This is a genomic window from Oceanospirillum maris DSM 6286, from assembly GCF_000422865.1.
GTDB classification, from domain to species: domain Bacteria; phylum Pseudomonadota; class Gammaproteobacteria; order Pseudomonadales; family Halomonadaceae; genus Oceanospirillum; species Oceanospirillum maris.
The window spans coordinates 30,770-55,365 of the sequence record NZ_AUGW01000018.1 but is presented as its reverse complement, the minus strand read 5'-3'; the positions used below and the strand labels follow the sequence as shown (position 1 = coordinate 55,365).

20 protein-coding genes are annotated in these 24,596 nt (G+C 45.0%); 8 read left to right on the top strand and 12 right to left on the bottom strand.

Going from position 1 to position 24,596, the window contains the following annotated elements; translation table 11 throughout:
* Positions 1 to 20: 20 nt before the first annotated feature.
* From tssE to tssB, 10 genes are all read right to left on the bottom strand, one after another.
* Entirely contained in the window at positions 21 to 449 is a 429-nt protein-coding gene (gene tssE / locus G517_RS0108505; protein ID WP_028304058.1) for a type VI secretion system baseplate subunit TssE, read from the bottom strand.
* Positions 446 to 937 carry a type VI secretion system tube protein TssD gene (gene tssD, locus G517_RS0108500; protein ID WP_028304057.1) on the bottom strand — a complete coding sequence of 164 codons (492 nt, stop codon included), beginning with the start codon at positions 935 to 937 and terminating at the stop codon, positions 446 to 448. The genes tssE and tssD (G517_RS0108500) overlap by 4 nt, the downstream gene beginning before the upstream one ends.
* The gene (locus G517_RS0108495; RefSeq protein ID WP_028304056.1) at positions 938 to 2,572 is read right to left on the bottom strand and encodes a type VI secretion system contractile sheath domain-containing protein; all 1,635 of its coding nucleotides are present in this window, start codon (positions 2,570 to 2,572) and stop codon (positions 938 to 940) included.
* Positions 2,573 to 2,574: 2 nt separating this feature from the next.
* The gene (locus G517_RS0108490) at positions 2,575 to 6,051 is read right to left on the bottom strand and encodes a type VI secretion protein IcmF/TssM N-terminal domain-containing protein (protein ID WP_028304055.1); all 3,477 of its coding nucleotides are present in this window, start codon (positions 6,049 to 6,051) and stop codon (positions 2,575 to 2,577) included.
* Positions 6,052 to 6,087: 36 nt separating this feature from the next.
* Positions 6,088 to 6,762 (bottom strand): type IVB secretion system protein IcmH/DotU, encoded by a 675-nt coding sequence (gene icmH, locus G517_RS20085; RefSeq protein WP_051206237.1) that lies wholly within the window; start codon positions 6,760 to 6,762, stop codon positions 6,088 to 6,090.
* A 2-nt stretch (positions 6,763 to 6,764) separates the two neighbouring features.
* Positions 6,765 to 8,159, bottom strand: coding sequence for a type VI secretion system baseplate subunit TssK (gene tssK / locus G517_RS0108480; RefSeq protein ID WP_028304054.1), 1,395 nt, complete (start codon positions 8,157 to 8,159; stop codon positions 6,765 to 6,767).
* A 105-nt stretch (positions 8,160 to 8,264) separates the two neighbouring features.
* Positions 8,265 to 9,077, bottom strand: coding sequence for a type VI secretion system lipoprotein TssJ (gene tssJ / locus G517_RS0108475; protein ID WP_028304053.1), 813 nt, complete (start codon positions 9,075 to 9,077; stop codon positions 8,265 to 8,267).
* A 5-nt stretch (positions 9,078 to 9,082) separates the two neighbouring features.
* Positions 9,083 to 9,601, bottom strand: coding sequence for a type VI secretion system tube protein TssD (tssD, locus tag G517_RS0108470; RefSeq protein WP_028304052.1), 519 nt, complete (start codon positions 9,599 to 9,601; stop codon positions 9,083 to 9,085).
* 25 nt (positions 9,602 to 9,626) lie between these two features.
* The gene (tssC, locus tag G517_RS0108465) at positions 9,627 to 11,084 is read right to left on the bottom strand and encodes a type VI secretion system contractile sheath large subunit (protein WP_028304051.1); all 1,458 of its coding nucleotides are present in this window, start codon (positions 11,082 to 11,084) and stop codon (positions 9,627 to 9,629) included.
* Between the two features lie 10 nt (positions 11,085 to 11,094).
* Positions 11,095 to 11,583 (bottom strand): type VI secretion system contractile sheath small subunit, encoded by a 489-nt coding sequence (gene tssB, locus G517_RS0108460; protein WP_028304050.1) that lies wholly within the window; start codon positions 11,581 to 11,583, stop codon positions 11,095 to 11,097.
* A 494-nt stretch (positions 11,584 to 12,077) separates the two neighbouring features.
* Between tssB and G517_RS0108455 the strand changes: the two genes are divergently transcribed.
* From G517_RS0108455 to G517_RS0108430, 6 genes are all read left to right on the top strand, one after another.
* Positions 12,078 to 14,954 carry a type VI secretion system Vgr family protein gene (locus G517_RS0108455; RefSeq protein WP_028304049.1) on the top strand — a complete coding sequence of 959 codons (2,877 nt, stop codon included), beginning with the start codon at positions 12,078 to 12,080 and terminating at the stop codon, positions 14,952 to 14,954.
* Between the two features lie 3 nt (positions 14,955 to 14,957).
* Positions 14,958 to 16,700, top strand: a complete 1,743-nt coding sequence (locus G517_RS0108450) for a DUF2169 family type VI secretion system accessory protein (protein ID WP_028304048.1) — start codon at positions 14,958 to 14,960, stop codon at positions 16,698 to 16,700.
* Between the two features lie 8 nt (positions 16,701 to 16,708).
* Positions 16,709 to 17,635 (top strand): pentapeptide repeat-containing protein, encoded by a 927-nt coding sequence (locus G517_RS0108445; protein WP_028304047.1) that lies wholly within the window; start codon positions 16,709 to 16,711, stop codon positions 17,633 to 17,635.
* Positions 17,632 to 18,705: a pentapeptide repeat-containing protein gene (locus tag G517_RS0108440; protein ID WP_028304046.1), complete on the top strand. Its 1,074-nt coding sequence runs from the start codon at positions 17,632 to 17,634 to the stop codon at positions 18,703 to 18,705. Before G517_RS0108445 ends, G517_RS0108440 begins: the two co-directional genes overlap by 4 nt.
* 61 nt (positions 18,706 to 18,766) lie before the next feature.
* Positions 18,767 to 19,177, top strand: a complete 411-nt coding sequence (locus G517_RS0108435) for a PAAR-like domain-containing protein (protein ID WP_028304045.1) — start codon at positions 18,767 to 18,769, stop codon at positions 19,175 to 19,177.
* Between the two features lie 5 nt (positions 19,178 to 19,182).
* A complete protein-coding gene (locus G517_RS0108430) occupies positions 19,183 to 19,854 on the top strand; it encodes a DUF3540 domain-containing protein (protein ID WP_028304044.1) in 672 nt (223 codons plus the stop codon).
* Between the two features lie 77 nt (positions 19,855 to 19,931).
* Here the strand turns inward: G517_RS0108430 and G517_RS0108425 are convergent, their stop codons facing one another.
* Together G517_RS0108425 and G517_RS18390 are read right to left on the bottom strand one after the other, a co-directional pair.
* Positions 19,932 to 22,076, bottom strand: coding sequence for an SLC26A/SulP transporter family protein (locus G517_RS0108425; RefSeq protein ID WP_028304043.1), 2,145 nt, complete (start codon positions 22,074 to 22,076; stop codon positions 19,932 to 19,934).
* A 223-nt stretch (positions 22,077 to 22,299) separates the two neighbouring features.
* The gene (locus tag G517_RS18390) at positions 22,300 to 22,917 is read right to left on the bottom strand and encodes a MarR family winged helix-turn-helix transcriptional regulator (protein WP_051206236.1); all 618 of its coding nucleotides are present in this window, start codon (positions 22,915 to 22,917) and stop codon (positions 22,300 to 22,302) included.
* Between the two features lie 406 nt (positions 22,918 to 23,323).
* Here G517_RS18390 and G517_RS0108415 point away from each other — a divergent pair, with 406 nt between their 5' ends.
* Both G517_RS0108415 and G517_RS0108410 read left to right on the top strand, forming a co-directional pair.
* A complete protein-coding gene (locus G517_RS0108415) occupies positions 23,324 to 23,632 on the top strand; it encodes a hypothetical protein (protein ID WP_028304042.1) in 309 nt (102 codons plus the stop codon).
* A gap of 144 nt (positions 23,633 to 23,776) precedes the next feature.
* Positions 23,777 to 24,523: a substrate-binding periplasmic protein gene (locus tag G517_RS0108410; protein ID WP_028304041.1), complete on the top strand. Its 747-nt coding sequence runs from the start codon at positions 23,777 to 23,779 to the stop codon at positions 24,521 to 24,523.
* Positions 24,524 to 24,596 lie beyond the last annotated feature (73 nt).

The following is a 24,596-nucleotide window of genomic DNA, read 5'->3' as shown; positions in this document are numbered from 1 at the left end:
ATACTCTTCTTATTCTGTGATCACAGGCGGCGTGCGTTGCCACTGCGTTGCAAAGTAATTCCGTTAACGGCAACTCGACTGTCGTTATCGATCTGAATACGAAGCTCAATCTGCCAAAGCTCATAGCGCAGTTCAAAGCTTGCTTGTAAGGCGAATAACATCAAGCCACGTTCTTCACCTTTCGACTGAACCTTCACCTGCTGTAAACGGGGTTCAAAATGCTCAACCTGTAACTGAATAACCCGCGCTAAACGTTGAGACTGCATTTGATCACCTTGAAGCTGTACCGGTGAGATAGCAGGTAATCCAAGATCTGGTCGCGCAAGGCAGGAACCCACACGAACATTCAGCAAGTCACAAAGCTGTACGGTAATGGCGCCAGCCAAATCATCAGCATCAGACGGCCCATTTGCATCGTTGTTTAACCGCTTGAGTAACCCCGCTTTCATGCTTTTCCAGCCTCGTTGCGGGCTTCAAACTCAACCTCAGCTGCAGGCCCATAGCGCCAATTAATACTTTCGTAAATCAGGCTCACTTGCTCACAATAAGGATGATCTTCTTGCCCCACAGAAAGCAGATTAGGCATCAGCGGCTGTAGTGAAACCACTCTCGCATTCTTTAATTCAATTTCATAAACCAGCTCTAAAATACCGCTGCTATTAAATTGACACCAAAACAGCATAACTTTAGTGAGGACATCCCGCTCACACAGCGCTTGATACAGCTGTGGAGACACACGATCTAAGGGCTTAACAACCTCCATAGGTCGATGCATAGGCTGTCCGCCAAGAACACGACTGTCCTCCGCCCCCGGCATATCCACTCCGTGCTGCAGACTCAAGATATGACTTAGGCCATCACGGCTTAGCTGTTTTTCTGGCCCTGCTAGGGCTCCTTGTGCTGCACTGGTGAAGCTAATAAATCCAGGCCTTGCCATCTAGTTAGCCTCCTGCAGAATTAAATCAAGGGATAATTGGAAACGCTCATTCATGTACCTAAGGTGAGGCTGCAGGCGAACTTCCATCAGGCAACCTTCCTTGCTATTTAGCACCACCTCGGCATTACGGAAAGGCTTTTTCATCATGACATCCAACGCAGGAGCCTCTAAGTTCACCACAAAGTTTTTAAGCCACTGCTCAAGTTTTTGCCGCAATACCTCAGGTTCATCCATAGAGCCAATTTGTTCACGAAAAACGCGCTTCATCATATGAGCAATGCGGCAAACCGTTAATAAAAAGGGCAATTGTGCATCCGGAGAAACACTATCATCTTCCAAGGAAAGAACGTGGAAGCTGTTTAGCTGGGTAAAATAGCTCGTATTCTGTTCCGACAAAGCACTGAGCACACAGAAACCATGTCGGGACAGATCAGCCACCATAGAAGCGGATAATTCAACTTCCAACGGTGATAATTCCAAATCAGCAATGCGATCTTTATAGGGTTTATGCAGCAGCTCACGACCAAAGTAACTGCCTGTCATTTGGCTAAATGCTGTTTGTAGATCAAATGTATTTAGCACCGTTGCCGCCAACGAGTAACAACTGCTGCCCCAGAGTAGAGCCTCGCCTTCTGCATCCAGTTGCTCTTGGAAAAACAAGCCGGAGTAATCACCTTGATAAGGTGAGCGAACCACTTGATCCTGCATAACAAGAAACAAATACCGGCTATGGGCTCCCTCAGCTAGACGATGAAGAGGCATAAACCTTGGGCTTTCAAGCCACTCATTTAGCGAATGACCTAAAAGCTGTTCATACCCTTTAAAGCCTAGAAATTTCGTCGAAACAGGAAGCACCACAGGTAAGTGAGCACTTCGTCCTATCGCCGCTAAAGCATCCAAAAGCGCTAGGTCTTGCTCCGTTTGCTGAACATAGAAATCAACCACCAGTAAATTAAAAGGCTGCCCACCAAACTGACCAAACTCATGATTATAAACTCGGTCAAAAAGCTGGCTATGGGTGATTATTCCTTCAAGATCTTCAGCTAAAGCATCTTTGCTTACATTTAGCAGTACAAGTTCACTAGCCTTATGGTGACGCGCACTGGCCGACAAGCTAAACACCTGCCGCCAACAGGTTTCCAATTGAGCAAAAGGTGCAAAATGTAATAACTGGTTTAACAGATCACCAAGACAAACCTCTAAATCCGCATACAGAAAATCATCGGCTAACGTCTCATCATCAATGGTCGAATAGTGCTGCAGAAAAGCCCGAGCTTCCTGAGTAACATCATCTGTAACTATCGAATCAGAGATCAACTGGTCACGCAGCCCCATCCCCAAACGAAGCACAGGCGATTGCTTAATTAGCGCATCAGGTGCGAAATCATCTAGGCTTGTAATCACATAAGGTTCTGTCCACTCCGGCACCACTGCAGAAAAATCAATCCCACAACCAAGCTCCATCATCGCCAACTCAGGCTTATCAATATGCAGATTGATTTGATGAAACTCAATCGGCTCAGCACGGGCATTACCACTGTAATCCCCAACAAGTAGCACACGACACGGTAGCTGTGCCGCTTGCTCTGTAGGCCGGATCATCAACGACCCAATCAAATCATCACGAGCATCCATAACTATGAACCCCAGCAACTGGTAATACGTCGTGGCGGCTCTAGATCAGAGGCTGCCAAAGTACGAATAACGGGTTTATGGCCACGAAACTCGTAACGCACATCAATATAGGACACTTTATAATCAATAAGACGATCACGCATAATAGGAAAATCATCCGGCACGAAACGTCGCTGACCGCTTTGAAAATCCTTCAAAAAACGAGCAAAACCTTGAGGTCCAGGGTAGCGCTTCTCTAGGGTGTAACGGCCAATATTGATTAACAGTGATGTATCTGCACAGGTTTGATCCCAAACAAAAGCACGATCCTGAGCAAAATTTAAATTCTCAAGCTGGGTCGGGCCAATTTCACACTGCATCTCAAGTACCGTTCTGCGCGGCAAATACTGCGCTTCAGGGTTAGCAGAGGTCGGGCGCGACTTTACAACAACGGTATAACGGCTTTGCTGCTGCTTACGGAAGTCATCACCACGGGCTAAATACTCCAATAGATCCGTTTTAAGTGGGAATGCCTCACCCGATGCGGTGACAGGTACAAAACCTGCGCCAAACTTGGGTTTTACATAAGGGGCTAACTGGGCATCTTTAAAACTCCATAGATGACCGCCTTCACCGTACAAAAATCCTGTCCGCTTATAACCAGGTACACCTTGCATACCGGCTAAAAACCCATTTTCCCAGCGTTCTTGCAACTCACAGGCGGCTTCTTGCGTCATATATTCCCTGAAAAGCCGTACAGGGCCAGAAAATAACGCCCAAAAAGCCTCAGTCTGACGGGTACTCTTACCAAGCATACCTTCCAGTATTTGAATCTTTGCATAGCTTTGGGCTAGCGCGGTGTCACCTGCGGCAGGATTATCGGGTTTTAGATATAAGCCAGATATTGACGCAAAAGAAGTTGATCGTATGCCTGAATTAAAGACGATAGATTCAATCAGTTGCTTATACTCACCGTAAAGCGCCCCTGCTTGACCAAGTACAGCGAGGCGTTCCTCCTCGGATGGGGAGCCTCCACTACCGCCTTTTTTCATTTTCTTATTGGTTTTCATCGCGGTTTTACCCGCTTTAGAAATCACTTTACCAACAGCGCCAGCTTTACCCACGACCTTTAATGCCAGCTTGGCTAGAGGGCCGTTATTACTGGTTTTATCCGCAGGAGCATAGGTTGCCATTTGGTTATAATAGAAAACCAAAGAAAGCCATTCTGGTTTTTCTTCTAGGCTTTCGTACGGGCCTAACTCTTCAACCATACGATCTAGAACACCGAAAAAAGGGTTACGACCTGTGGCTTGCGTATCAACAGCCCCCTGCCAATCAAGGGGGCCTGACAACGTTTGTGAACCTTGATAGAAGTTCAATGCAAATTGCTGCCAAGCATCCAGGTAACGCTTACGGTAACTTTCTTGAAAACCGGGAATCAGCGCATTGATCTGCTCTGCGGCTTGATCCGTCGCCAGAATCTGATCAATAAAATCATCGATCATCTCCTTGCCCGCCAGCGTGAATGCCGGAGCAACACGAACATCAAGGTCTAGGGGCACACTTCCTTTCCAAAAGTCTGCTAGCCTGACCTCACTGGACTTTCCCGCGGCATTACCCCAGTCCACTAACCAGTTTAAGTTATCAGGGTGATCCGCCAGAATTCGCTTCAGCAACCGCTGTTTGCGCTTCAATGTCACATCATATTTCTCGGTTGATGTTGACCAGTACAGCATCTGAATATAAAGGTTGTTAAGGCTATCCAGTTCGGACTCTGCCAGCTCTTTATAGAGCAGCCGATCTTCAGCCTGATAAAGTGCGGGTAAGGCCGAAAGCGTTTCAAGATCCTTACCGGCCAGGAAGTCTTGGATAATATTGATTTCACGAACCAAGATACCAACGTATAAAGCGATCTCTTGCGCGGCTTCATCCGGTGTCAATTCCGTATCAAATAACGCCTTATTCAAAGAGCGCTCAATACGACGATCCACCGGCATAACCAGGTCACTCCACACCCGATCAACGTAGATGGCTTTCAACTTACCAACAAACAGGGGTTCCGCCGTGGAGTCATCAATCCAAGGGAAAAAACTATGCTTTTGAAGGGCGCCGATCAAGTCAACTAATTGCTCACCATTGTGAATATTACCGGCGAGATCGCTGCGCTGAACAATTTGCCCTGCAAACGTTTCTTCTAGGGAAAGAATAAAGCTTTTATCACTGGTATAAGTGAAGACCAACGCAACCCAGAGCACCGCAAGGATACTCGCAAAACTGGTAAACCAAAGATTCCGTACCCAACGTTCAGCACGCACCGCCGTTGGTATTTTGTTCGCTAAACCACGATCACGGGGCAGAACAACCGTGAAAAGATCTTTAACGAACAAGCCAGCTCCAACACTGTTTTCTGAGGACTCCGTCGATGTTGTTTGAACGCCCATCCAGTAAACACCACGCAGATGTGGTGACGCTTGGAAAACACTATTTTGGAAGACGCCTTTGGTAAAGGCTCGAATACCAGAACGCAGATGCTCTAACTCAGAGGGCAACATCATGATCGAATGATCGACCACACCACGCCCCATCAGCTCTAAATTCAGCTGCTTCAGCTGCTCCGCTAGGCTATCCAGCGCAGTGCTAACCCGAGTTTCCGTTTCAATCGCATCACTACTTTGAGGGAAATGATGTCCTAAAGCCTGATCACGCATACTTTCGGGCAGCTGCTTCAGCAACGCTTGACCGCCGCTAAACTGCTCCAAATCATTAAAGATCAGATAAACAGGGGCATTTACCTTTAGGCTCTGGATCATCTGATCCAAACGTTCCCGTAGGATCATACCCTGCTGATAAAGCTCATCATCACTTCCCGTTTTCATATCGGCAAGTGACACTGTCAGCACAACATGGCTAATCGGTTCAGCAGGCCGACGGGAAGCGAGTAGCTCTAGTAAGCGACCCCACTCTGGATTTAACGCGCCACCACTTGAGCAAATGCCCGCTGGGGTTTGCAATACCACGCCATCATTGTGTAGCCACCACTGGGTCTGGCAATCATCCCCAGTGAAAATATCTTTATGGCCAGAAGGCAGAACCAACTGCCCCGCACTAACAAGGCGCTCTGCATCATGGCTTTTTGCCGGTAACATAACCGACCAAGGTAACTGATAAACAGGGTCTGAGGCGTGGGTATTAGGGCTACGCTTCAGGAATCGCATCGCATAAGTAAAGCGACGCTCTAGGCCTGACGTGTCCGCTTTAAGCTGCTCATCCGCTTCATCTTTACGACCTAAACGAATAAGTTGGCGAATGCGTCCTTTAGCATGTAGGCGAATCAATAACCGCTTGATCAGCCGATAGCTAAGCCAAAGAAGGAAAATACCTACTGCTGCGACAACACCTTCTTGAGGTGTAAATCCCAGAAATAGAGCCAGTCCGATAGTAACCGCAAAGATTACTAACCAGATTAATAGATAAAAAAGCACTCGAAGAAATGTTTTCACGATCCGTCTTCTTATTCTAAGTCTGCAATATCCCTATTAAATAAGGGAAACCAATTGATTGGCCATGCCGACAACATCAAGTTTCATCGCCACATAGGTGATAACCAGAACCAGAACCGGAGCACCAAAAATAAAAGGTGTCCAGCGACCGGACTTCACTTCAAACTTCTGACCGCTGTCCTCAGGATAAGCATCCGGTGATAGCTGTACGCCATCGTCGTTAAGACGAGCCGCCTGCCCAGCCATCAACAGCTGATAGGTATCCAACCGAATCCGCTCAAGGCTTGCCCGTTCAGATCGATCAAAATAATGCCCTGAAAAACCTAGCGCCAAGCAGTAGTAGTACACTTCACGTATATCTCGGTGAGCAGGGTCAATCATATTAAGACCCGATAGTCGCTCAAAAAACTCTATACCCGCTGAAGCCGTGTGGTAGTAAGTTCGCTGCAGCAGATCTGCCGCCCAAAGACTCGAATGTTCCCATGTACTATCAAGCAGCACCTCATCAATAAAAGCGACAACGGCGAAGCGAGCTTCATCGTAATGCTCCGCCTGATAACCACCTTCAAGGTGCAGTGTGGATTTCTCCGTAAGCAGTCGCTCTACGTTCAATCGCACCGTTTCAAAATCAGGCTGTAGGCCTTCATTTATCTGCTCTTTTTGTTGCTGGACGAAAACCAGCACATCTACAAAACTATCAATTAAGTGCATCGTTATCCCTTAAGTGAGACCAGCTCAACTTTCAGATCCTCTGGCGCACCAGGCCAGATAAGACTCAGACAGCTATCGCTTTCAACAGAATGCCAAAGCCCAGAGGCGACATCTAAGCTGAAGTAATGGGAATTAGGGCGGCTCGGCAAACCTTCAGGACGACTATTCAATAAGCGCTTACCAATACCCGGTAAAGCTCTAGCTTGATAGAGGGCAACCTGGCTATCGGCTCCCAATTTAGAGTAGCGTCTAAAGTCTTCTAGCCAAGCATCCTGAGAGCGCTCAGTACGTAAAATAAGGAAATACGTACCTTTACGATCCGTCATATCACTGGCTAAGACACCTTTAAAGGTTGTGTTATTAATACGCTCGAAACTCACCATCGCCTCAGAAGACACCGTAATTTCATTAAGCAAACGATGCACAAGGGTCTGCGCCACAGAGAAGCAGCCACCAAGGTTAAGGTGGTTGTAAGCTGGCAACGAAATATTTTCCGGGGCTATTTCACAGGTTGAACTAGAAAGCGGTGTAAACACAGAAAGCTCGGCAATCAGCTCACGGAGGCAGACATAGGCCCGCTCTGGCGTTAAATCTGGAACTTCCAAAAGATGCGTCAACGATTGCACATACCGCGCCATAACTTGCAGCGCCAATCGATAACGCATCTGGCGTGGATTAAACTCGGAAACGGTATAACTGGTAGACGGCTGCTTGTAATCTTCAAGCTGACGGGTTCTTGATAAAACTTCTTCACGAATACTGCGTAGAAGCTCCACCAAATTCTGATCGCCTCGCATGGTGATACAGGGGGCAACGAAGCTTTCATCAAGCTTTATTTGATCACCAGACCGAACCAGTTGCGCCACCGGCATAAGATCATAACCTGTTGCTTGATCAAGCTCGGTTTCAAACCAAAGCCGCCCTTCTAAGGAAAGGACTTGCGCATCAACCCGCTCAGCTTGCTCATAACGATTGGTTAAAGTGGCACTTTCGGCATCAATAACAAAGCGACTATTTGGAACAACAGCCGCACCAGAAGATTGTTCTCGCTGAACGAACGGCTCCTCATTGCGTTTTTTAACGCCTAAATAAACCTTTAAAGGCTTATTGCGATCGGCCCAAACCGGCGCATCATAAAGGCGCCCTGCTAATCGAGCATTTTCGGGATAAGAAAACAAAGTCCCATCCTGAAAAAGAACCCGCAACTGAGTGAACGCTATTTGCCCTGAGCTAAGATTAGCAATATCAGCCCGAGAAGATCCGACACCCCAAGCTAAGGGAGCAACCGTGCGACGGATGACCGACTGGATAAACTCGTTATATGCATCCTGATACTGAAAGTGATTTGGCTGCAAAAATAGCCCTTGGTGCCAGTACAGTGGTTTATTCGTATTCAAAGTAAATCCTGCCTATATCCTTTCTTATCCGTCTTAGCCAAGAAAATTAGCTGGCTCGTTGTTCTGATCAATATCGAGTATTGAGCACCGAGACCGAGCGTTTATCTAATAGGCTCGCATCTGAAGCGTCTTAATTTCTGTAGGCGACATATCCAACCATAACTTCAATCGCGCAGGCACATCATCCGGCACTGGCGGCAATGGTTCACCAAAGGGCCATGGCTTAGGGTCGTAACAAGGTAAAATCCGTGGGGAAACCGATGGAATAGGAATAATGCGCACACTTTTCTTACTTTCCATCTCAAAGTAACCCGCCACTAGCGCGATATAACGCACACCCTGCTCTCGATCTAACACCAAGGTTTTTGTCACGCCTGGGCCTAATGCCAAACTGTCCTCTCGAATAATGCTTGAGGATAATTCTTTGCCTTTTGCGGCCATCAAGTCTGATAGTCCAAAAGGGCTTTGACGTAATTCAGAAATAATCGCTGGATTACTTAACTGAATAATTTTTAACGTTAGGGTATGGGGCTGCCCCATATAAGCATTCAGCTGCCCATCCGCGGTGACCCTTAACGCAATAGACTTCGGTTCATAAACCCACTGACCTGCCGGCGCATTAGGTTTTTCTCGCCGAGTATAGCTCCATTGCCCCGCTCCATCTTGCCACTGCCACATGCCTTGGCCTGAGTCGTCCGAATCATCTGTATCAACTTTTTGTATCTCAGGCTGATCAGAAACACTGGGAGCCCAACTATCCGTCGATGGAGGACAAACAGTACAAGCGCTTAAAAAAAGCAAGCAAAATGGCATAAGCCATCTTGCTGCTTTTTTACGCGACAACAGCTCCCAACCTCGGGCAAAAAGCCCGGAGGTTGGGAGACTAGCGTTCACGGTTTGGCTAACAACATCTCTCACGATGACTACTCTGCACCAGCCCAGTTATCAATGGCAGTACTTGATGCGATTTCATGGCTCCAAGTAATACTGTTGTAGGTAAAGCGCACTTCTTCAAATGCAGGGAAACCATCATTATTAGGGTCTAGCATGTTTGGCGAGCTTGTGCGGATTGAAACAATCTTCGCACCTTCCAATTCAATGGTGTAATAGTGCACAGGTTGACCATCGCTACCCGTATCCGCTGGACGGTAAAAGTTCAGCGTACAGACCAACGCTTTAGGCTCAGCAATCGCTTGGAAAAGCAACGGAGAGCTTTTGTCGATCAGCTTACGAATCTCTAAGTACTCGTGCTTACGGTTACCCATCACTTGACCGGTCAGACGATCCGTTGGAATCACAACTTTATGATCAAAAGCGGTGACAAAGATTTCGTCTTCATGGGCCGTTTTAAAAAAGGCACCAATACTATCGGTACCAGAAGTACCTTCGGTCAAAGACTCGCCGTCTTCAGTTTCAATCGTTAGATAAATTTCGCTTGGCATAGTAATAATTCCTCAAATTTAAGCGTTAAACGCGATCCAAAAGACCGGTCAATGACAGAGTGAAGTTCGCGCCCATAAACTTAAAGTGAGGCGTAACTTCCAAACCAACCTGATACCAACCTGCCTCACCATCAACTTCAACAACATTCACCTGCGCTTTACGCAATGGACGCTGGCTACGTGTTGCTGGGGATGGGCTTTCTTGGTCGGCAACATACTGACGAATCCAGCGGTTAAGTTCGCCTTCAAGATCAGCACGGCTCTTCCAACTACCTAAGTTTTCACGTTGTAAAACTTTAATATAGTGGGCTAAGCGGTTAACAATAAAGAGGTAAGGTAGCTGAGTACCTAAGCGGTAGTTCAACTCAGCTTGGCGTGATTCTGGTTCAGTGCCAAACTGCTTAGGTCGCTGTACAGAGCTTGAGGAAAAGAAGGTCGCATTATCAGCATTCTTGCGCTGCGTTAGCGGAATAAAGCCAAGCTCTGATAGTTCGTATTCTTTTCGATCCGAGATATAAGCTTCAACAGGGCCGTTAATTTCAGACGTGCCTTGGTTATTCACCAAATGTACGGCCAAGTCGGTTACTGCGCCACCAGATTGTGGGCCAATAATATTCGGACACCAACGGTATTTCGCAAAGCTATCAACCAAACGTGTGGCATAGGCATAAGCCGCATTCACCCAAAGGTAATCTGACTTTCCTGTAATTTGTTCGGTGTAATTGAAGCTTTTAACCGGCTTATTTTCACCGTAAGTCAAACGCCCCATAAAGCTTGGTAGTGTAAGACCGATATTACGAGAATCTTCCGTATCCCGTAATCCGCGCCACTTCATGTATTGCGGGCCTTCAAACAAAGAATCCAGCTCTTTTAGATCAGGTAACTCATCGAACTCATTTAAGCCAAAGAAACTTGGGCCAGCAGAAGCGATGAAAGGCGCATGAGTAACAGCGGCTAAACCAGACAATTTATCCAGCAGCGTAATATCCTGCGCACCAGGGCCAAAATTATAGCCACCGATCAAAACACCGTAGGGTTCGCCACCAAACTGACCGTACTCTTCGGTATAAACTTTCTGGAACATAGCCGTTTGATTCAGCTCAGGAGCATCTTCAAAATCTTCAAGCAACTCGTCCTTATCGACATTGAGTAGCTCAACTCGGATATTTTCAGCAAAGTCGGTTCGATTAACGAGGAACGACAGTCCACGCCAAGAGGACTCAAGCTTTTGGAAATCATCATTGTGCAGGATGGTATCCAACTGCTCTCCCAATCGCTGATCAAGCTCTTCAATCATTTGATCAACTAGAGATTTATCAACGCGCTCAACGGGCTCAGCTTGTGTCAGCAATTCAGAAAGCATCGCTTCAACACCCTGGCGGGCTAGATCATAACCTTCGTCATGTTCGCCTAAACGGGTAAACTCTAGTATCTCGCCAACAAGTGGCTGTGTTTTCTCTTGTACTTGAGTTTCTTCACTCATCACATGCCCCTTATTTTTTCAGACCAAGCTCTTGCATCAGCTTTGTACGGGTTTCTTTATCTTCAAGCATCAACTGGATCGTTTTACGCATTTTAGGCGTGTTACCTAAAGGGCCTTTGAGTGCTTTCAGAGCCTCTCTTAATTCAAGAACCTTTTGCAGCTCAGGAATCGCTTGAACGATACTGTCAGGCTCAAAATCTTTTAAGCTTTTAGGGTCAAGGCTAATGGCAATATCGTCACCACCTGATTTCAACTGGTTTGGCACCGTGAAATCTAACTTAAGGTTCATACTGGACATCACTTCACCAAAGTTTGTCCGGTTGATATTCTTAGTTAACCGTTCCTGCAACAAAGCTTCGTCAGGCTCAGGCGTAAACTGCCCCATGACCAAAACCTTAAAAGGAAGCTCTACACGTTCTTTTGCACCGCCAGTAGCCGGGCGATAGGAAATATTGATTCTTTCCTTCGGCGCCACCGACCCTGAATTTTTGCTAGCCATCCGTCACTACTCCGGGTTTATTATGATCAAGCCCTAACACCACAAGAAAACGTCTAATGACGAGCAACCGCAGTGCTCAAATCATACAGGGCAAATTTGATATAACTTTTTTAAGCTAAAGCAAAACCGATGTAAACTAGAATATTTTATTTTTTGTTTTTATATGAGCCAGTTCAAAAAATTCATACAGGCATCTAGCATTAATATCAGAAAGAGCCTATACAGAAGTAAAGGTCGATCTGGCCTCTATAATACAGTGATCATAATAAAGTTATCGTGGAAAAATAATTGATGGGCCAACAGTTAAAACACACAGTGCTAATGTTTTAAGAAAAACCGCAATTTAACATAATAGAATCTATAAAATAGAGCTAACAGTCTAAACTTAATGCCATCAAATTTAAAAACCAGAATAGCCAAATAAAACCACTTAGATCTCTTATCTCTTATGTTCAATACAAAACCAGAAATCATAACAATATAGGTATTCACTAATGAATCTTTCTTCTGATGTTGTCTTTTCATTTCAATGCGATGGTATTGAGGAGAATTCATTCAAAGTGCTTAGCTTCACCGGCAGCGAAAAGCTAGGGGAGTTGTATCAATTTGATATTCAGCTTGTCAGCTATTCCGATACGGTAGATCCTGACCAACTGCTCGATAGTTCCTGCCACCTAAGTATTCAAAGCTACGATAAAACCCGTCAATTTAACGGCATTTTATCCAATTTTAGCTACTTAAACCCAACAGAGAACGGTCACTTATTTCAAGCAACATTGGTTCCTAAACTGTGGCTGCTAAGTCAATTCACCACGAATGAAGTCTACCTTGGGCTAAACTTAAGTGACACACTGGCGCTGTTATTTGATGAGGCAGGGCTTACATCTGACGAATATGATTTAAGCCAAATCAGTCATTATCGAGAATGGGATTATCGCTGTCAGTTTGGAGAGAGTCATTATAGCTTTCTCAAAAGAATTACCGAACGAGAAGGCGTCTATTTCTATTTTTCCCAGGAAAATAACACTGCCAAAGCTATTTTTTGCAATAAGAACAACCAGCATCCAACGCAAACAACCACAAGTACTTATACCCCTATAACAGGCTCGTCTTACTCTGAAGGCTCTCCAGTTATATTCCAATGGACGCAGAATAATCAACGGGTTCCAAAAGAAGTTATAGTGAAAGACTATAATAATGATCGGCCATCTGTTGATCTTTCCGCTAGATCAAAAGTTGACCCTTCAGGGTTGGGGGAAGTATTTCGATATTGTGACAATTTATATGATTCTGACGAAGCCTCAATATTAGCGGATATTCGTGCGGAAGAGCTTTTTATGCAAAAAACCCAGTTTTTTGGCAGCTCTTTAGATATTGAAATATCACCAGGATACCCTCTTATTCTTACAGCTCATCCACTGCAAAAACTGAACAATGAATACTGCCCTATATCAATAAGTCACAGCGGTTATGCCTCTGACCTGATGCAAACGCAAAAGAGCAGCGAGCAGCCTTACAGCAATACCATTCAAGCTATTAGTGTTGATGTGCAGTTTCGGCCTGAGCAAAAAACTGAAAAACCGCGCTTCTATGGCGTTCTTAACGCTCTAGTGGACTCAGAAGGTGATGGTAAGTACGCCCATATTGATAAACGAGGCCGCTACCGAGTAACACTGCCTTTTGATAGAAAAGATCGAGATGGTGCTCAAGCATCCTGGTGGATTCCTATGTCACAGCCTAACGCTGGCGAGAACAGTGGCATGCATTTTCCACTATTAAAAGGAGCTGAAGTTCTGCTTAGTTTTATCGGAGGCGACCCAGATCGCCCGGTGATCACAGGCGCTGTCCCCAATGCCTCCAAGCCAAGTGTTGTCTCTGAAGAAAACCATACAACTAATAAAATTCAAACCGCTGCAGGTAATGTGATTGAACTGGAGGATGATGAAGACAACAAACGGATAAAGCTGTTCTCTCCGAATGGATACACTTATATGCACTTGGGTGCAGCTAACCCGTTTAAAGCGGAAGGTTTTATGTTTCTGACGCAGAAACAGTGGTTTCAGGAGATCGCAGGCGGGTATCAAACAACATTAATCTCCAAAGCCGCAGCGGAAGACCTGACAGGTGTGTCTGACGATGAAAAAACATTCAAAGACACAAAGCCCGCCGTTGCAATTGATTCAACCAGAATCGATGCAATTCGTTCAGATCCCACTTCGAATAATGGTACCGTCACCGATATTATTGATGAACAGGTTCTTTTTCAGTTTCCATGGTTATTTGGCTCAGATACAGGAGAGATTAAATCAGGCGAGTTTTTCAGCAGCCCACATGAGCGATCAGGGATGGCTAATTTCCACCGAGAAACTGGTGAGAAATACACCTGGACCGATGGTAATACCTATACCTTTGGTGGCGCTAAAGACTTTGGTTACGGTAATGGCTATGAGGTCAATTATGTCGACCCTGATAGTGTTTCAGACTGGGATGGTAGCTTAAATCTCGACTACTTTTCTATCCCAGGCTACAACCCCGACACATTACTTATAAGTAAAACGATTGGGGACACATACGATTATCAATCAGGCAACAAAGAGGAAGTCTATTTTGGGCTTGATGAAGTCAGCAGAGCAGCGACCTTAGCATCGACAGAAGTAAAAGTAACAGGAGTTAATACCTCCGCTTCCCTTTCAGCCCTAAACTTTAATTTTGAAGCAGGGCTCAAATTTGACTTAACACTGGCAGCCGCTGTTGACCTAACATTTGGCCCATCCTTTGATCGCTGTGAATCTAAAAAGGATATTTCTGGAGTACAAGGTGTATCCATCAGCTCTGGTGCCAAGATATCTCTTTGTGCATCACCTCTTGTGGTACCAAACCCTCCAGCAACAACATGGGGCAAGGCAGTGACAGGCGCTACATCTTTAGCAACAAAGCTTGGCCTAACCGAGCAAGCGATAGGCCCACTAACATCAGGTGGTTCCCTAGAACTGACGCCTAGTGATGTAAAGCTAGCTTTTGCAGGGCCAACTAACCAACTATCAATAAATGCCACAGGAACGGAGCTAACCACACCGAAGATCTCTATCACTTCTGCAGCATCAGCAACTATATCTGCCGTTGCTGCAATAGATATCAGCGGAGCTATCGTTAGTACATCAGGCACAACAGCGATGAATATTGAAGCGCCAACCGTATCCATCAAAGGAACAGTCGCAACAAATGTACAAAGTGCTACCGTTTCCGTAAAGGCTGATACGGCTCTAAGCCTACAAGGTACAACCATCAGCATGAAAGCTAATGCCATGGGTAATGTTAATGCTGGAGGCATGCTAAAGGTATCCGCTTCCGGTTTAGTGCAGCTAGGCTAATATATGACGCAACTGATCGCACCACCAGAAATCACGATACAAACCCTTCCCTATAGCTGGAAAGGGAAGCAGCGCATGGTGATAACCTTAATGCTGGCAACGCCTATCGACCATGATTTACCTTATTCCACGCAGGATGCTTGGACAGGCATTATGGAAGTCATACCTAAATCTGAAATATTTGACCTTGGTTATCCCAAGCCTAGAGGAGAAGTACTAGTCTACGGCAGCTATTATGCCCCTAATGGCTACGCCATTACCGCAGATAAGGTTAACCTTGAAGCTGGAACGGTGAAGAAAGAACTTGCGGTGTCAGGTGAACGCTTATGGCGTAACATTCTTACACCCACAACCCCTGAGCCTTTTCGTAAATTGCCATTAACCTATGAATATGGGGCTGGAGGGGAGGAGGAGGAAAAGAACCCCATAGGTAAAGGCTTTCCTCTTAATAAAAATCAGTCTATGCCTCAGCTGGAATACCCTGACCAACTACTCACAGACAAGCATCAAAAGCCAGCACCTGCAGGGCTTAATGCCGTTTCAGTTGACTGGATGCCTCGAAAAAAACTCTGGGGAACTTACGATACCGCATGGCAAGAGCAAGATGCTCCTTTCTTAGCCAGAGACCTGAATACTAACTTCTTTATGCAAGCAGCGGCAGACCAGTGGTTCGAGGGGTATATCCAAGGTGGTGAATCTATCCGTCTTGATAATATGGACCCTATAATAAGATCAATAAAGGGCCAAACACCTCATTATCGGTTCAGAGTGCTAACTGAAACGGAAGAAAAGACACAACTGCATACTTGCCAAATTGATACATTGATCCTCTTACCAGACATTAATATGCAGGTACTTCTAGCCAGAACAGAGTTACCGATTAATTCTATTGATGGCAACGAACTAACCGCGATCCTCGCCGCCTATGAGAACAACTCGGCCTCGCAACGAGATCAACAACATTATAATGAACATTTAATATTAAGGCGCAATCCTCAGATCACCGATGAAGAAATTCTCAACTATAGCCCTATGCGGCCAGAAAATGTTAATGAACCGCTAACACCTCTCTCTCTACCGCAGAAAGAAAAATCAGAAATAGCCAAACCTGGAGTACTAACACTAACAGCTCTAGCTGCTGCCGGTGGTTTTGCCTCTAAAATGGCTATCGCTGCGGCTAAATCATCAAGTAGCAACGGCAGTAATAATGGCGTCGAAACCACAAGTAATAGCTCAGAGATAGCAGAAAGCCCTACGCCTCTTATTAGCCCAAGCCATGCCGAGCAAGCGGCTAATGCTATTAAAGTTCAAATGGAAGCCTTAGGTTTTAGCGAACAGGAACTCAACGATTTAATGCAAGCCCCCCCTGAGCAAGTGCCGCATTTTATTAACTTGATGCTGGCTAAGCATTTTCCTGATCAGCCACAGGCTGACCCTGATAGCGTAGAAGATGACCCCGTAGTTAAAGAGGAACTAACGAGAACCGCCAAACTCGTAGAAGAAAGCTCTATATCGGTTCCTAAAACAGGCAATATAGCCATTGATAACGAAACAGCTAGAGTCTTGAGCAAACCAGGTCAAACGGCAGACTTTAATATTTTAACACCACAGATAGAACGTCAGTTGAATCAGGTATCCGAAGAACTTAGCAAACTTTATGATGCCTACCCTGGAGATAAAAGCGAATTAGACCAACCTAGCGATATTGGTACTAAAGCTATTATTCAATTATTAAAGGGGCTTTAGGGAAAATCATGAATATTGATGACTTTATCCAACAGATAGAAAACAACACTCTGCAAGATGAAGGTATTTTAGAGTCAGCGCAACTGCAGGATGCACATTTAGAGAACCTCAATCTTACCGGCTGGAGTTTCTTTGAGTGCTCATTTATCAACTGCTCTTTTACTCAATGTCAGCTCAATACCACACAGTGGAATCAATGCCAATTCAATAACAACACCTTCACCGAGTGCTTGTTTGAAAACAGCTTAATAATAGAGTCAAGCTGGAACCACAGCTCCAGCCATCTTTGCCGTTGGGATACATCAGAATGGATTAACGTTCAATCTAAAGCATTTCGCTGTACCAATACCAGCTTTGTTGGTGCCAACTTCAGCCAAATACAGTTTCAGGACTGGTCAAGTCATCAGTGTAATTTATCTGACGTCAGCTTTATGGAAAGTAAGCTTGCTCAGTGTCAACATCAGGAGCTAACCGCGCCACAGAGCAGCTGGGTGAATTGTGACCTCACCCAGTCGACGTTCAAAGCCGCTAACTTGAACAACGCTCGTTTTTTAGCGCGCTGTAAACTAGAGTCTGCTGATTTCTCAAACAGTTATTTAGTTAATGCTAGCTTTGCTGAAGCCCTTCTTGAAAAATCCTGCTTTGACGAAGCAACACTGAACAATGCAAATTTCACAGATGCCAAGTTAAACCTTGCAAGCTTGAATAGAATTGATGCAGAGCGAACCGTTTGGGTTCGTAGCGACTGCACCGAGGCAAACCTCTATGGCAGCCAATTAATGTACTCCCTATGGCTTGAGGCTGATCTAAGGAAAACAGACTTTACAGCCACCAACCTTTACGGTGCGGACTTCTACTTAGCAACCTTTGGTGGAACCCTGTTTAAAAAAGCCAATCTTGAGCAAACCCAATTAGAAGAGTGGCAACCCTCATGACACCTTTAGCCGAAGAACTTCAGTATCAAATCAAATCCGACCAAGAGATTAACGACCAGACATTTACCAACGAACTCTTTGAAAATATTGATCTAGCGGTCGCCAGATTCAGTAATTGCCATTTTGTTGGTTGTCTTTTTGACCGGGTCGATCTAAGACAATCTACCTTCTTTCAATGTCATTTTAATCGATGTGAGTTTAACCATACCGATACAGAGTCTAGCCAGTGGCAGTCCTGCCAATTTAACAATATAACATCTAGCGACACAGACTTTAGTCATAACCAGTTTATTACTTGTCAGTGGAAGCAGAGCACTTTTACCCAGATAAATTTCCTTCATGCCAGCTTCGAACGTTGTCAGTTTGACCTATGTCCATTTGATCAGTGTAGGTTTGAGCAAAGTACTTTCTTTTCCTGTCAACTTAACCAATGCTCAAGCCAAAAAGGCATAACAGAACGTCTTAATCTTTATCAAACGCAGATGACCCCCTTTCCCTTTAAAGAACAGAAACTGAGCAAAATGCTGATAGCTGAAACGAATTTATCGGGTATAGATTTAACTGGTCGTGACTTATCTATGACTCAATTTATGGACTGCACTTTAGATGATGTGATTGCCAATGACATCATCGCTATCCAAAGCAATTTTTCTGGCTGTAGAATGAACCGAGCCCAACTCCGACGTATTCAAGGAACAGGAATACTCATGGCAGGCACAGAGCTTAATGGTGCCTATTTAGATAATAGCCAACTGGATCAAGCAAGCTTTCAGGAAGCATCTCTCAATCAAGCCAGTCTTAAAAACTGCAATTTTACCATGAGCCAGCTACCCAGCGTTCAGTTGAAAAATGCCAACCTGAATGGCTGCAAGCTAACCTATGCAGACCTAAGCAACAGCCAATTACAGCAAACAATTATAAGCAACTGTGAACTCACACGCTGTAACTTACATAATGTAATCGTAGAAGATACCGACTGGACCGACAGCAACAAATTAGATGCCTTACCGACCGATGAAAAACGCCTCCGTGCAGAGCTTTGGCAAAAACCACCACGAAGAGACGTATAGCACTAGAGATATCTCATGCTAAAGACTCAAAAAAACTCAATATCGACCCAAGGAGGTCAACATGTTTGCTAACAGTCAGCAAGGCGCAATGAGCATGATGATGCCCGATGTATGTAAAGTCCCGGCACCTCCTGCACCGCCTATACCTATGCCCTTTCCGAACATGGCCAATAGCATGCTGGCAAACCCCAGTACAGCCTCAACCAAAGTGATGATGATGAATATGCCCGCTCATTCACTAAAAACGCTTGTTCCTCTCAGCATGGGTGACACCCCAGGAGTTGCTGGCGGGTTGATATCAAGCAAAATAATGAGCGAATGTCGCCATATGATGGGGAGTATGAAGGTCATGGTACAGGGTCAACCTGCTACTAAGATGAGTGCAATTACCGGCCAAAATGGTGCGCCACAAAATGGCCCACCAGGCATAACAATGAAACCGGCTCAAGCCAAAGTCATGTTAATGGGTTAATAAAAATGCAAAATCAACAGAGCACACATTACAAAGAAGAAAAAGCATCACCTTTATATTCTGAAAAGATGCTTACAGGCCAAGTCTTATCAATCAATCAAGAAACTGGCGCATTAATGGTTCAAAGTCGTATTGGTACATTAAAAGCGAACATTGCCTTTAGTTGCCATACGCAACCAAAAGAACAGGATCAAGTCTTACTTGTAGATACTGATGCAGGTATATTTATTACCACAATCCTAAGTCGCCAAAAGTCATCAACTACAACGCTAAACTTCCCTCAAGGTGTAGCAATTATCAGCTCAAAAAATCTTGTGCTTGAGAGCCACGAGGAGCTTGAACTGAAAGGTACCTCAAAAACCTCAGTAATCACGGCAAATTTAAGCATTGCGGCACTTAAAAGCCGAATTCGAGTTTTAGACCTAGTCGCTCAAGTTAATGACTTTAAAGGGAGATTTTCAAAGCTTTCATGGATCTCCGAATGGGCTGAACAAAAAGCTAACGTACTACGCCAGCGCTTTGTTAGAAGTGACCGTAAAGTTGAACAGCAAGATTTACAACAAGCGGGCAACCTCATCCAGAGAGTCGACAAGACCGCCTCTTTACGTGCGGAGCATGCCATTATAAAAGCCCGAAAAGATGTTCAGGTGGATGGCAAACGGATCCATATGGGTTGAAGACCAGCACTGAGACATCCAATAAAATGCCGCTTCACAATCAGCGGCATTTTTACTGTCAGACAGGAGAGAAAAGCCTAATCGAACAGCTCTTCAAGCACCTTGTTTGAATCGGTCAAACGCTGGGTTAATAGCATTACGACGAAGCGATGCAAACGAACAGCCATTAGCTGATTATGAGATTCCATATCCTGTAGAGACTTAGCCGTCAGCCGCATAAGCTGAGTGTCCACTACAGCCGTGGCAGAAGCAGTGCGGATACCTCCAGTATAAACGCCCATTTCACCAATAATCGTTCCGGGCATCATCGTTTTAAGGCGCTGACGTTTATCTTCACCAAGCTCTAACTGGATATCAATTTTACCTTTCGTAATCAAATATAGAGAATCGGCCTTGTCGCCCTGTCGAATGAACGTTTCACCAGCCTTAGCCTGAACCGGCTCAAAATAACGCACCAGATGCACAACCTCGTAAGGCAAAAGGTCTAGACGCTCTTTAAGCACAGACTCTAGCGTATACTCGCCGGATTCAGTCGTGGGTAAACGGCCTAGCAGTTCATTCTCACACCATTCAAGGGCCCGATCCCAGTTATCAAATAGGCCAGCGGTTTGCATAAGCCCGCGCGTAGTTAGTATCTCATCGCCATTATCATCCAGTACCGCCAACCCAGAAGCCTCTAAAAGCGCCCTTAATTCAGGAGGGACTGATGCCATGATCAAGATAACTTTCTTCTTGATGCACGCTTGATGCAGTCGTAGCAAAGCATTGGCGGTTGATGAATCGGTGCCACTCACTCGGGAGAAATCAAGAATCATAAACACGCAGGGAGGCTGCAACATTGTTTTTAATTCTTCAAGTAACGTATATGCCGTACCAAAAAATAGAAAACCTTTTAATCGAACGATACGAACGCGGTCGCCATATTTTTCCAGTGCCTTCTTATGTCGCAAAGGGCGCTCTACACGACTGTGCAAGGTTGTGGCATCGGTATTATGATGAATCACTCTTAAACGGCTGTACTGGCGCACAAACATCAAGATAGTAATCAAGGTGCCCATTAATACCGCAGGCAGGAAACCACTAATGATGATCACGGCAAAAATCAGAGCAATAATCTGATAATCCATCATTCCAAATCGAGAGCGGGACTGGACAAGCCACTGATCCATAAACAGCAAGCCCTGATAAACCAATACCACCGCCACCGCTGGCAACGGCAGGTAGGGCCATATTGCACTGCCCACAAAACAGAATATCAGCAGTACAAGGGCAGCAATAATAACGGGAGACTTACCCTGCCCGCCCATCTGCTGGTTTAGTGTTGTTTGGCTTAAAGAAAGAGAAGCCACCGTTCCACCAATAAGGCCCGTTAACACATTCGCCCCAGAAGCCACTTTAAGCTCATGGTCTAGATCAACGGTTTCTCCCACGGCTAATTCTAGGGAAGTCGCTTGTAATAGCATAGAGAACACACTAATTAGCGCCAGCGTTAAAATCCCACCCCAGGGTAAGTTTACAGCATCGGATACGGTAAAACGGTCGTAGGCGGGCAGCCATTTCATCGAAAGAAAGGATAACGAACGACCATTAAAGAACCAGTTTCCAGACCACTCAGGGAAACCGGCACCTACAAGGTTAAACAGAAAAATTAGAATTAAAAAACCAGTTGGCAACACCATAGAGCCGCCCAATTTCTTTTGGGCAAAAAAGAGTACGCCACCAAAAAATAGCACCAACCAAGCAGAGGGGTTCGTCAACAGGTTCAGACTTAACAACTCTGGTTGAACAAGGCGTAAGCCGCCGCTGAAGAACAACCAACCGACCCCGGCTAAAAAGCCTGCCAAAACAGGTAGTGGCAGATAACGAATCACTCGTCCTAACCTTGCTTGGCCTAAAATGATCATCACAATAGCAGAGAGTAAACTGCCACAGATCAGCACAAGTCGAATATCTTGCTGTTCAATTGATTGTTCAGCAATTAAGGCAGCGGTCATCGCCACAGCGCTTGGCAACGGGATAGCCGACATGCCTTTACGAGAGCTAAATAGACCGATCACTAGCGTCGCAATAACCGCCGTGATTAATAAGGTCGTGATACCGGCTTGGAATTGACCGTAACTGCTGCCGCCAAAAAGCAGTGAGGCAAATGACAGCGACAGAACCGTGCCTATCAAACCCAGCATAATACCGGATGAGAGGTTGCGCATTGCAGATGTGAACATGGATTCCCTAATCTTATTCCGAATAAACGAGCAAGAGTCTTTCAAGCTCTATCACAGATTGCAAGTAGATCCCTTGCATTCAACAAGCTTACACAATGTGTGCCTTCATGGTACGCATTATACCGTGCTCCAAATGGCGTCTAAATCAATTGAAACCGGTATTAAATCTGCATTACGGGTAAGAATATTCATCACAAATAATTACAAAAATATTGGGATTGCGTCACGCATCACCAAGGGTTGTTCCAGTATGAGACTGTTTTGCTAACTGAGCATTTTTTATGGGCAGGGGCTCTTTCATCTGCTGATCTAGTTTGTTTAGCAAATTATGTAAATCGTTAAACTCTTCCGCCGTCAAAGTATCCACTAGGCCACCTTCCCACTCTAACGCTTTAGGAATAATCGCATTATATATATCGATACCCGCGGCGGTTAAGCTTAAATGGCTAACCCGATGATCAAGCTCATCACGCTGTCTGAGTAAATAACCTTCGCTATCTAACCGCTGAACGGCACGAGACACCTTAGCCTTATCCATTTTGGTACACAGGCTAATATCGGTGGAGATCATGGACTCTTGCTGGCCTAAAAGCGCCAGAATTCGCCACTCAGACAAACTCACACCAAACTCAGATGAATAAATCGCTGTTAACGCGCTGCTCATCTGCTCTGCAAGCTGGTTAAAACGATAAGGAAGATAGTTTTCTAGCTTCAAAGAAGCATTAATAACAGAAGGTTGAACAGGCATAGAAGGCTGAGCAGGCATAGAAGGCTGAGCAGAGGTATAAGACAGATCAGAGACCGAGGTCTGATCACAGGTAGAAGGCTTAGAATCATCCATTTCATTTCTCATTATTGTTATCACGCGAAGGAAGGCATTGTGTTACTCAAGAGATCGCCTTAGCAACCGGCTATACGGTGATCTCTTTGTTGCGACTGCTGTTGCGACTTTAGTCGCGATAAAAAAACGCATTATATCCTGATTTTCCATAGGTTCAAAGACTGCCTAGGGTGAATTGCCCTCCCCTTTTTTAGTATCAAAAGCAATGCTCGTTGCCCTTTCAATGATGACCCCACAAGATTAACCGGTAATCAGAAAACGCGATAAATAAAGCAAAAACAGCTTATAACTTTACGCAGATACTACAGACAGGGTTGATTTCTCTTATCAGAATATCTGCTATTCTAAGCCATTATCATCCTATCTTAGTCAACGCCACCATATTCGATTCAAGGGAATACCTGTCATGCCAGAGAACACATTACCCCGCGTTAAGGCGATCACCGCAAGCGGCGAGATCATCAACCTCACTGATATTGTAGAACTGCAGCTAGAATGGGATGAAGGTTTACCTGCAAGCCTGCTGCTATCGCCAGAGCATCTTACCGGTCCATCACTAACGTTGGAGGTAGGCAGTGCAGAGGATGATAACGACAGCCTGACTGAATACGGTGTCATTGCCTTACGCCCTGGTGCCAGTAACATTCTTGATATCAGTATTGAAACCGAAGCAGTACACTTGGAAAGCTATAGCAAGGAAGAGTGCAATCACTAAAAGATCGCCCTAGCCGTCACGCAATAATTTCTAGATAAGAACGGCAACCCCTGCCTAACGGAGCAGTATTTTTAACCTTAGGCAGGTGGCCCCAAAGCACTCATTCTCAAGTCGCCCATTAATTTATCGGGATAAGGTTCTTTCATGCGAAGTATTGTATCGAGATTCCTCCTAATAATTATAGCTACAACCTATACAGTATTAGGCTTTGCAGACGAGAAAAAACCATTATCCTTAGTGAGCTTTTCCATTCCATTTTTTAGTGAATCGCTTCAAAAGGGTGCTTTTATTGAGCTTATAGCGACCATTGAGCAACACCTAGATACTCCCATTAGTATCAATCTATTACCGACGAAAAGAGCACAAAGGACCTTTGAAAATAATGATGCCGACATCTACTTCCCTGGCTTAATCTCTAGCCTCCAAGGTCATCATATCTATTCTGAACCCGTCTTTTATAAGGAAGTGTTTGCTTTCACTCGGACAGGAGATGTTATCCCAAGAACGAAAGAGCAATTAATCGATAAGAAAATAGGCCTAACCACAGGCTATAATTACGGTGAATCACTTAACTTAGCATCACTTGATACCCGTTATGCCCAAAGTGATCAGATCAATTTCTTAAAGCTTCAAGCCTCCAGAACCGATGTTTTTCTGGTGGAGCGTTATTCTGGTCTTAAGGCATTAGCTCTTAGCGGAGCAACAGGAATCTCTTATGATGAGCAATACCCTCTAGACAGCGTGCCAGTCTTCTTTATTTTCCAAGATACGCCTCATGGTCGATACCTTTGTGCCGCATTTAACCAAATCATTAATAAATTAAAGGCATCGGGACAGTTAAGCCAAATACTTCAATATCCATCATACCCATCGTCAAAAACTCTAGACTAATTTTAATTTTTACGCTTTAAAATAGACATGAGCGACAACAAACCTAAGCAACAACACGGTTTGAATACAAGGA

What these genes read in the sequence shown, in the direction of transcription:
- tssE (WP_028304058.1), bottom strand. Translation starts at nt 449, where the DNA reads ATGAAAGCGGGGTTACTCAAGCGGTTAAACAACGATGCAAATGGGCCG.
- tssD (WP_028304057.1), bottom strand. Translation starts at nt 937, where the DNA reads ATGGCAAGGCCTGGATTTATTAGCTTCACCAGTGCAGCACAAGGAGCC.
- G517_RS0108495 (WP_028304056.1), bottom strand. Translation starts at nt 2,572, where the DNA reads ATGGATGCTCGTGATGATTTGATTGGGTCGTTGATGATCCGGCCTACA.
- icmH (WP_051206237.1), bottom strand. Translation starts at nt 6,762, where the DNA reads ATGCACTTAATTGATAGTTTTGTAGATGTGCTGGTTTTCGTCCAGCAA.
- tssD (WP_028304052.1), bottom strand. Translation starts at nt 9,601, where the DNA reads ATGCCAAGCGAAATTTATCTAACGATTGAAACTGAAGACGGCGAGTCT.
- tssC (WP_028304051.1), bottom strand. Translation starts at nt 11,084, where the DNA reads ATGAGTGAAGAAACTCAAGTACAAGAGAAAACACAGCCACTTGTTGGC.
- tssB (WP_028304050.1), bottom strand. Translation starts at nt 11,583, where the DNA reads ATGGCTAGCAAAAATTCAGGGTCGGTGGCGCCGAAGGAAAGAATCAAT.
- G517_RS0108455 (WP_028304049.1), top strand. Translation starts at nt 12,078, where the DNA reads ATGAATCTTTCTTCTGATGTTGTCTTTTCATTTCAATGCGATGGTATT.
- G517_RS0108450 (WP_028304048.1), top strand. Translation starts at nt 14,958, where the DNA reads ATGACGCAACTGATCGCACCACCAGAAATCACGATACAAACCCTTCCC.
- G517_RS0108445 (WP_028304047.1), top strand. Translation starts at nt 16,709, where the DNA reads ATGAATATTGATGACTTTATCCAACAGATAGAAAACAACACTCTGCAA.
- G517_RS0108440 (WP_028304046.1), top strand. Translation starts at nt 17,632, where the DNA reads ATGACACCTTTAGCCGAAGAACTTCAGTATCAAATCAAATCCGACCAA.
- G517_RS0108435 (WP_028304045.1), top strand. Translation starts at nt 18,767, where the DNA reads ATGTTTGCTAACAGTCAGCAAGGCGCAATGAGCATGATGATGCCCGAT.
- G517_RS0108430 (WP_028304044.1), top strand. Translation starts at nt 19,183, where the DNA reads ATGCAAAATCAACAGAGCACACATTACAAAGAAGAAAAAGCATCACCT.
- G517_RS0108425 (WP_028304043.1), bottom strand. Translation starts at nt 22,076, where the DNA reads ATGTTCACATCTGCAATGCGCAACCTCTCATCCGGTATTATGCTGGGT.
- G517_RS18390 (WP_051206236.1), bottom strand. Translation starts at nt 22,917, where the DNA reads ATGGATGATTCTAAGCCTTCTACCTGTGATCAGACCTCGGTCTCTGAT.
- G517_RS0108415 (WP_028304042.1), top strand. Translation starts at nt 23,324, where the DNA reads ATGCCAGAGAACACATTACCCCGCGTTAAGGCGATCACCGCAAGCGGC.
- G517_RS0108410 (WP_028304041.1), top strand. Translation starts at nt 23,777, where the DNA reads ATGCGAAGTATTGTATCGAGATTCCTCCTAATAATTATAGCTACAACC.